Here is an 8,244-nt window from a genome sequence, read left to right on the forward strand (position 1 = left end):
GCAGCTAAAAATCACTGGTCACCTTGCTTTCCTTCCCCTCGAGGGCGATAATTATCAGCATATGAGTCGCAATGGTAAATCTACTTGGAATTTGCATCCTCTTCTCCTTTTTACAAGGCTAGCCTGCCTCTACTCTTCTTTTTCTTTTATTATACCCTTTTTAGTTGTAATGTCAATCGTTACCACTTTTCAACCAAGCATCTAATTCCCTATCATAGCCTTCTTTCTGGGCTAATTTTCTCAGAAATTCCTGATTGTGGGTATGGTGGATCCCATTGACCAGACTTTCATAGTAAACCTCAAAATAGGGTAGTTTGAGGTCTTTAGCCAACTGCAATTCAGCTGCCACATCGTAGTCTACCCGTCGGAAGTCCATATCTACCAAGCCCTTGTCATCAAACTCCAAAATCATGTACTGGGCTCGCAAGTCCTTCCGCAACTGGGCATCCAAAAAGAAAGGTTGCCCAATCGAACCCGGATTGACAATCAATTGTCCACCAGTCCCGTAACGAAGTAACTGCTGATGAATATGACCATAAACAGCAATATCACAAGGGGGATTGGTCACCAAGCGGTCAAAATCCTCCTGTGCTCCAGTATGAATCAACTCTCGCCCCCAGTTCTTATCAGGCAGATGATGGCTAATTCCTATCGTCAAATCACCAAACTGATGATGAAGCTGGAGAGGTTGATTGTGGAGCAGTTCGATTTCTTCTAGGGAAATTTCCTCTAAAACATACTGGCACTGGCGCAAGAGATAGCGTTGACTGGGACGAGTACTATCCAACTCCTTGCGGACACCATGCCAAAGACTGTCTTCCCAGTTTCCCAAAACTCTAGCTGTAATCGGTAGTTGAGCCAACAAGTCCAAAATCCTTCTACGCCCTGTCCCTGGCATCAGAATGTCTCCCAAAAGCCAGTATTCATCCACTCCTAGCTGCCGAGCATCTGCCAAAACAGCCTCCAAGGCGGTGGTATTTCCATGAATATCTGAAAGAAGAGCTATTTTCGTCATATCCATCTCCTCGTTTTTTCTCTTGCAATAAGTATAACATAAAAAGTCACAGCTAGAGAAATCTAGCTTTTTTTGATATACTAGATAAAGATATTAGACAAGAGGAAACGAATGACCCCGAATAAAGAAGATTATCTAAAATGTATTTATGAAATTGGCATAGATTTGCATAAAATCACCAACAAGGAAATTGCGGCTCGTATGCAAGTCTCTCCCCCTGCCGTAACTGAAATGATTAAACGGATGAAGAGTGAAAACCTAATCCTAAAGGACAAGGAATGTGGCTATCTACTGACTGACCTCGGCCTCAAACTGGTCTCTGAGCTCTACCGTAAACACCGCTTGATTGAAGTTTTTCTAGTTCATCATTTAGACTATACGAGTGACCAGATTCACGAAGAGGCTGAGGTCTTGGAACATACTGTCTCTGACCTGTTCGTGGAAAGACTGGATAAACTACTAGGATTCCCCAAGACTTGCCCTCACGGAGGAACTATTCCTACCAAGGGAGAACTCCTAGTTGAAATCAATAACCTGCCACTATCTGACATCAAGGAAGCTGGCGCCTACCGCCTGACTCGGGTGCACGATAGTTTTGACATTCTCAGTTATCTGGACAAGCACTCCCTTCACATCGGTGATCCGCTCCAAGTCAAGCAGTTTGATGGCTTCAGCAATACCTTCACTATCCTCAGTAAAGAAGAGGATTTACAAGTAGGTATGGACATTGCCAAACAACTCTATGTCGAAAAAATCAACTAATTTCTCAAGTACCCCAACCAACCCTGAAAGTTTGATTTTCAGGGTTTTCTCATCTATTTTTTGTATCAAAAACGATAGTAAACGCTTTCATCATTTGACTAAATATTATATAATAATTATATAAACTATTACGTCACTAACAGATGAAAAAAGGAGGCCTTATCATGAAAAACATCATCTTCATCAAAACCATTCAACTCCTTGTCATTGATGGAATCATGCTGGCATTTTTGACATTTAAAGAAGAGCTTACTTGGGACTGGATTTTGATTTATAGCGGTTGGCTCATTTTCTTTCATCCTGTGCTATTGACCTATCTTTCTAACCAACTTTGTGACCACTTTAGTCAACTCTATTCCCAGATTAGACCTAGATTCTGGCGTTTTGCCTTACAAATCCTTCTATGGGATAGTCTGATGATTCTCTCCTTGATATGTTTAAGTAGCATCCCACTTTTCCTTCAGGGCACTCTCCTCATCCTAGGTCATCTCATACTTTCCTATCGCATAAGCCAAAGCCTGAAAAGAGACTTCCCAAAAGACTATCAAGAACAGATTTCATTTTGGAGTATTTTATGATAGATGAGAAAAACCAAGCCGGCTGGGCTTGGTCTTTCTTATCTATTTTTAGTATCAAGGATAATGGTAACAGGTCCGTCATTGACCAGCTCAACTTGCATATCCGCTCCAAAGATGCCTGTCTGAACGGGTACTTCTTGCGCTAATTTTTGGTTGAAAGCGTCATAGAAGTCTGATGCCATATCAGGCTTGGCTGCACCTGTAAAGGCTGGACGATTACCTTTCTTGGTATCCGCAAAGAGGGTAAACTGAGAAATAGAGAGGATTTCTCCTTCAATATCTTTGACAGACAGATTCATCTTGCCTTCTGCATCTGAAAAAATCCGCATGTTGACCAGTTTTCTCACAGCATAGTCCAAATCTTCCTCTTGGTCCTCTGGTCCAACACCAACCAGCAATAAAAGTCCCTGATTGATTTTTCCCTGAACCTGACCTTCGATACTCACTTGGGCTTTTTTAACCCGTTGGATAATGATTTTCATAATAGCCTTTCTAGTAAGAGCTAGGACAATTAGCCGTTGGTCCGTTTGACAGAGTAAACTTCTGGCACACTCTTAATCTTGTCCACAACCGTGGTCAGCGTCGAGAGGTTGGCAATGCCGAAAGACACATGGATATTAGCAAACTTCATATCCTTGGTTGGTTGGGCATTGACTGTTGAGATATTCTTGGTTGTGTTTGAAAGAACTTGCAGTACATCATTCAACAGTCCTGTACGGTTGAGGCCGTAAATATCGATATGGGCCATATACTCCTTATTTGAGCTAGAGTACTGGTCTTCCCATTCCACATCAAGGAGACGTTGCTCATAGTTTTCTTGGGCACGCAGGTTCATACAGTCCACACGGTGAATAGCCACACCACGCCCCTTGGTAATGTAGCCAACAATATCGTCACCAGGAACAGGATTACAACACTTGGCAATCCGTACGAGGAGACCTGTGGCACCTTCAATGACCACACCACCCTCATGCTTGACCTTGAGGGTTTCTTTGTTTTCAACCTTGACCTCGCCACCTTTGACAAGTTCTTCTGCTTCCGCCTTGGCCTTGGCACGTTCTTCTTCACGGCGTTCCTTTTCAGTCAGACGGTTAAAGACAGTAATAGCACCGATTTCTCCAAAACCGATCGCCGCAAAGAGGGATTCTTCTGTCTTGTAGCTAGTCTTTTGTAGAACTTGGTCCATGTGGCGCTTGTCCATGAATTTATTGGCCACATAGCCATTTTCTTGGAATTGGGCCATCAACATCTCACGACCCTTGTTAACGGATAATTCCTTGTCTTGGTTTTTAAAGAACTGACGAATCTTGTTGCGCGCCTTGCTGGTCTTGACCATATTGAGCCAGTCACGGCTCGGCCCAAAGGAGTTGGGGTTGGTAACAATTTCAACCTGATCTCCTGTCTTGAGCTTAGTTGTCAGTGGAACCATACGGCCATTGACCTTGGCACCAGTTGCTTTTTCACCGACCTTGGTATGGATTTCGTAAGCAAAATCAATCGGTCCTGAATCTTTTGGAAGGGAACGGACAGCTCCATCTGGTGTAAAGACGTAAATCTCCTCAGCCAAATAGTTTTCCTTAACTGAATCAACAAATTCCTTGGCATCATCAGCCTGGTCTTGGAGCTCCATCATCTCCTTGATCCAGTTCATCCCAATAGCTGATTCCTTGCTGTTAACCTGCCCCTTAACGCCTTTCTTATAAGCCCAGTGAGCCGCAACCCCGTACTCAGCCACCTCGTGCATAGCCTTGGTTCGAATTTGGAATTCGATCGGCCCTTTTGGCCCATAAACAGTCGTATGGATAGACTTATAACCATTGGCCTTGCGGTTAGCAATATAGTCTTTGAAGCGGCCAGGCATCGGTTTCCAAAGTTCATGCACATAACCAAGCATGGCATAAACATCACTTTGGGTATCCAAAATACAACGAATAGCAATCAGATCATAGATTTCCTCAAACCGTTTTCTCTTATCCTGCATTTTGCGGAAAATCGAGTAAATATGCTTAGGACGACCGTAAATCTTCCCTTTCAGGTGACGATCTGTCGTATATTCCTCTAATTTTGTGACTACCTCATCCACCAAGGCTTCACGCTCTCTACGTTTTTCCTTCATCATATGGGTAATCTTGTAAAACTCCGTTGGATTGAGATAACGGAAAGATAGGTCTTCCAATTCCCATTTGACGCTAGAAATCCCCAGACGGTGGGCAAGAGGGGCATAGATTTCCATGGTTTCTTTGGAAATACGCTCCTGCTTGTCTTTTCGAAGGTGTTTTAGAGTCCGCATATTATGCAAGCGGTCAGACAGTTTGACCAAGATAACACGGATGTCCTCAGACATGGCCATGAGCATCTTGCGGTGGTTTTCAGCCAACTGCTCCTCGTGAGACTTGTACTTGACCTTACCAAGCTTAGTAACCCCATCTACGATTACCCGCACATCAGGACCAAACTCTCTCTCCAAATCGTCCAAGGTCGCATCAGTATCTTCTACCACATCATGCAAGAAACCACAAGCTACTGTTACAGCATCTAGCTTGAGTTTGGCTAAAATACCTGCTACTTGGATAGGATGAATGATATAAGGCTCGCCTGATTTGCGGTATTGACCACTATGGCAATCCACCGCATAGACCAAGGCCTTATGGACAAAATGGACATCCTCTTCCGTTAAATATTCTTTGGTTAAAGCGACAACTTCTTCGCCTGTTAAATTCACTTCTTTTGGCATCTCTACTCTCCAATTCTTCCTACCATTTTATCACTTTTTTAAGAATATGAAAACTAGATTGGAACAGAATAAGAAAAAAATAATTCAGAATTGATTGATAATTCTGAATTATTAGTATATAATATATTACGAAGTTAGATTTTAAACTTAGATGATAGAAGGAGAGATAGAATAACGGAAACAATATTGTAACCCAAAGACTTTCTGACTTCCCTCAATTTCCTTGAAGATACGAAAGCTAAACAGTGGAACTCGTGTCACATACACTGGTACCTTGACTGGATTTTGGAATTAATACTCAATAAAAATCAAAGAGCAAACTAGAAAGCTAGCCGCAGGTTGCTCAAAGCACCGCTTTGAGGTTGTAGATAAGACTGACAAAGTCAGTCACATATATACGACAAGCCGACGCTGACGTGGTTTGAAGAGATTTTCGAAGAGTATAAAAATCCTCAAGATACTTTCTTTTATCCTTTAGTTTATAAGGAGAACACCTATGAAAAAAACTGCTATTTCTATCTTTGCTCTCCTAGTTTTAGGAGTTAGCTGTCTGTTCCTATTCAACCAGCAAAGCTATAAAAAAACAGTCGTTCAATACTATGCTAACGACCAGAACCTGCCCAATAGGATAACTTATAGTGAATATAGCGATAAACGAGAAGCCAACTACGGTGGCACTCTAAACATCACGTCTATCAAACAGGCTAATGACGGAGTTTATGCAACCTATGAAGGGCAATTGACACCTCTCCAATATTGATAAATTGATAACCAGCCTGTCTTCATCTAGTCATGCTGGTTTTTAAGTTCATTCTAAATCCTTACCTATTCTCCCCAACTGTGCTATACTTATCTTAGTACATTCTTTGAGATTGGAGCTAATATGAAAATCCATAAAACCGTAAATCCTGTTGCCTATGAAAATACCTATTATCTGGAAGGTGAAAAGCACCTCATCGTTGTCGATCCCGGTAGCTATTGGGACGCTATTCGCAAGACGATTGAGAAAATCAACAAACCAATCTGTGCCATTCTATTGACCCACGCCCATTATGACCATATCATGAGTCTAGACTTGGTGCGCGAGAATTTTGGTAATCCTCCTGTCTATATCGCAGAGAGCGAAGCCAGCTGGCTCTACACGCCTGTTGATAATCTCTCAGGGCTACCTCGCCACGATGATATGGCAGATGTGGTCGCAAAACCTGCAGAACACACCTTTGTCTTTCATGAGAAATATCAACTGGAGGAATTTCGTTTCACTGTCTTACCAACACCAGGGCACTCTATCGGCGGTGTTTCCCTAGTCTTTCCTGATGCTCACCTAGTCTTGACAGGGGATGCCCTATTCCGTGAAACAATCGGACGAACCGATCTTCCGACTGGTAGTACGGAGCAACTCCTTCATAGTATCCAAACCCAACTCTTCACTCTACCAAACTATGATGTCTATCCAGGGCATGGTCCATCTACTACTATTGCTCACGAAAAGACCTTCAATCCTTTTTTCTAGCAAGATGATGACAATAGATATCGTAATTTAATACTCAATGAAAATCAAAGAGCAAACTAGGAAACGAGCCACAGGGTTACTCAAAGCACCGCTTTGAGGTTGCAGATAAAGTTGACGTGGTTTGAAGAGATTTTCGAAGAGTATAAGTAAACTATCCAGCAAGTCTTTCCATTATAAAAGGCATCCAATCAAGTTTTCACACCTGATTGGATGCCTTTTGCTAATTACTTGCTTCTTTATATTACCAAATAATCACGCGCTCTTCTGGTGAACGCCACATACCGTCTCCTTCCTTGACATCATAGGTTGTAAAGAAATCATCGAAGTTTGGTACTTGCACATTGACACGGAGTTTGGCTGGCGCATGCACATCCACGCTAGCCAAAAGTTTCATAAATTCTGGACGACCTTTCATGCGCCAGATGCGACCGAAGTTGTAGAAGAATTCTTCTGCTGAGAAGTCTGGTTCTCTCTTAGCTGCTTCAAGCGCTGCAGCGATTCCTCCCAAGTCAGCCACGTTTTCTGATACAGTCAATTTACCGTTAATGGTTGCTCCATAAGAATCCTGTCCATCAAATTGGTCAATAACTTTTTGTGTTTTCTCCTTGAAGGCAGCATAGTCGCTCTCTGTCCACCAATCCTTGAGGCTACCATTTTCATCAAAGGAAGCTCCGTTGGTATCAAAGGCGTGGGAAATTTCATGGGCAATAACCGCCCCGATACCCCCGTAGTTAGCAGAAGATGACTGATGCAAATCATAGAAAGGTGCCTGTAAAATAGCCGCTGGGAAGACAATCAGGTTCTTCTGTGGATTGTAGTAAGCATTGACCATATGAGCAGGCATGCCCCATTCCTTGTAGTCAACAGGTTGGTTCCACTTACTCCAACTGTGCTTGATTTCCACACGCGCAAAGGCTAGAGCATTGTCAAAAAGACTAGCAGTCTCATCCACTACCTTGTCCTTGTAGCGTTCTGGTAATTCTTCTGGGTAACCGATGTAAGGCTTGATAACATTGAGTTTAACGATGGCCTTGTCACGAGTTTCAGGAGTCAGCCAGTCATTCTTAGCCAAGCGTTCCTTATAGACATCAATCATAGTTGCCACTTTTTTCTCCACGTCTGCTTTAGCTTCTGGAGAGAATTTTTCATGGGCATACCAGAGACCCAGGGCTTGTTTGAATGGACCTTGTGCTAGCTGGTAGGCTGCCTTGACCTTGTCTTTGGCCTCTGGAACTCCTGAAAGCGCACGGCTATAGGCACCTGACAAGACACGGATTTCTTCTGTTAAATAGCTGGTTGAGAGATTAACAACACTTAAAATTAAGGTTGCCTTGAGGAGAGGCCAAGCTTCTTCACTATAGAATTGGTCTGCGGCTTGCCAGAAACGTTCCTCGTCTACGATAACCTTGTCTGGTACTTGGCCAAGAACGGCTTGGAAGAAGTCATCCAAAGGTAGGGCAGGTGCGAATTTTTTGAAATCTTCATATGAATATGGATGGTAGAGTTTAGCATATTCTGAACTTTCTTCATTAGAGAGCACCACTGCCGCAACTCGACGGTCCAATTCTAGTCTTTTCTCTAGCAAGTCTTCAATTTCTGCATCAGAGAAATCATAAGCCTTGAGAAGATTTGCACTGCTTTC

The 8,244-nt window shown here is 42.8% G+C and carries 8 protein-coding genes and 1 pseudogene; 4 read left to right on the plus strand and 5 right to left on the minus strand.

Translation table 11 applies throughout. The features are described from left to right. A pseudogene (locus SMIDD26_RS11760) lies at positions 1–97 on the minus strand (Rrf2 family transcriptional regulator); the annotation flags it as partial. A 75-nt stretch (positions 98–172) separates the two neighbouring features. Continuing rightward, a complete protein-coding gene (locus SMIDD26_RS07290) occupies positions 173–1,015 on the minus strand; it encodes a metallophosphoesterase family protein (RefSeq protein ID WP_061439700.1) in 843 nt (280 codons plus the stop codon). Positions 1,016–1,126: 111 nt separating this feature from the next. Between SMIDD26_RS07290 and SMIDD26_RS07295 the strand changes: the two genes are divergently transcribed. Together SMIDD26_RS07295 and SMIDD26_RS11765 are read left to right on the plus strand one after the other, a co-directional pair. After that, positions 1,127–1,777: a metal-dependent transcriptional regulator gene (locus tag SMIDD26_RS07295; protein WP_061439701.1), complete on the plus strand. Its 651-nt coding sequence runs from the start codon at positions 1,127–1,129 to the stop codon at positions 1,775–1,777. A gap of 164 nt (positions 1,778–1,941) precedes the next feature. After that, complete coding sequence (locus SMIDD26_RS11765) at positions 1,942–2,355, plus strand: hypothetical protein (RefSeq protein WP_078748198.1); 414 nt, start codon at positions 1,942–1,944, stop codon at positions 2,353–2,355. A gap of 38 nt (positions 2,356–2,393) precedes the next feature. Here SMIDD26_RS11765 and dtd read toward each other — a convergent pair whose 3' ends face one another. Next, positions 2,394–2,837 (minus strand): D-aminoacyl-tRNA deacylase, encoded by a 444-nt coding sequence (gene dtd, locus SMIDD26_RS07305; protein WP_000691419.1) that lies wholly within the window; start codon positions 2,835–2,837, stop codon positions 2,394–2,396. 29 nt (positions 2,838–2,866) lie between these two features. After that, positions 2,867–5,089, minus strand: a complete 2,223-nt coding sequence (locus tag SMIDD26_RS07310) for a RelA/SpoT family protein (protein ID WP_061439702.1) — start codon at positions 5,087–5,089, stop codon at positions 2,867–2,869. A 496-nt stretch (positions 5,090–5,585) separates the two neighbouring features. Here SMIDD26_RS07310 and SMIDD26_RS07320 point away from each other — a divergent pair, with 496 nt between their 5' ends. Continuing rightward, positions 5,586–5,849, plus strand: coding sequence for a hypothetical protein (locus tag SMIDD26_RS07320; RefSeq protein ID WP_061439703.1), 264 nt, complete (start codon positions 5,586–5,588; stop codon positions 5,847–5,849). A 123-nt stretch (positions 5,850–5,972) separates the two neighbouring features. Beyond that, complete coding sequence (locus SMIDD26_RS07325) at positions 5,973–6,602, plus strand: MBL fold metallo-hydrolase (RefSeq protein ID WP_061439704.1); 630 nt, start codon at positions 5,973–5,975, stop codon at positions 6,600–6,602. A 241-nt stretch (positions 6,603–6,843) separates the two neighbouring features. Here the strand turns inward: SMIDD26_RS07325 and SMIDD26_RS07330 are convergent. Then, positions 6,844–8,244, minus strand: a 1,401-nt coding sequence (locus SMIDD26_RS07330; protein WP_061439705.1) for a M13-type metalloendopeptidase, incomplete at its 5' end; no start/stop codon positions are given.

It is taken from the genome of Streptococcus mitis (genome assembly GCF_001579035.1).
Classification (GTDB): Bacteria; Bacillota; Bacilli; order Lactobacillales; family Streptococcaceae; genus Streptococcus; species Streptococcus mitis_J.

Bases quoted from the DNA above. Each gene is read 5' to 3' on its own strand.
- SMIDD26_RS07290 (WP_061439700.1), bottom strand. From the start codon at position 1,015: ATGACGAAAATAGCTCTTCTTTCAGATATTCATGGAAATACCACCGCC.
- SMIDD26_RS07295 (WP_061439701.1), top strand. From the start codon at position 1,127: ATGACCCCGAATAAAGAAGATTATCTAAAATGTATTTATGAAATTGGC.
- SMIDD26_RS11765 (WP_078748198.1), top strand. From the start codon at position 1,942: ATGAAAAACATCATCTTCATCAAAACCATTCAACTCCTTGTCATTGAT.
- dtd (WP_000691419.1), bottom strand. From the start codon at position 2,837: ATGAAAATCATTATCCAACGGGTTAAAAAAGCCCAAGTGAGTATCGAA.
- SMIDD26_RS07310 (WP_061439702.1), bottom strand. From the start codon at position 5,089: ATGCCAAAAGAAGTGAATTTAACAGGCGAAGAAGTTGTCGCTTTAACC.
- SMIDD26_RS07320 (WP_061439703.1), top strand. From the start codon at position 5,586: ATGAAAAAAACTGCTATTTCTATCTTTGCTCTCCTAGTTTTAGGAGTT.
- SMIDD26_RS07325 (WP_061439704.1), top strand. From the start codon at position 5,973: ATGAAAATCCATAAAACCGTAAATCCTGTTGCCTATGAAAATACCTAT.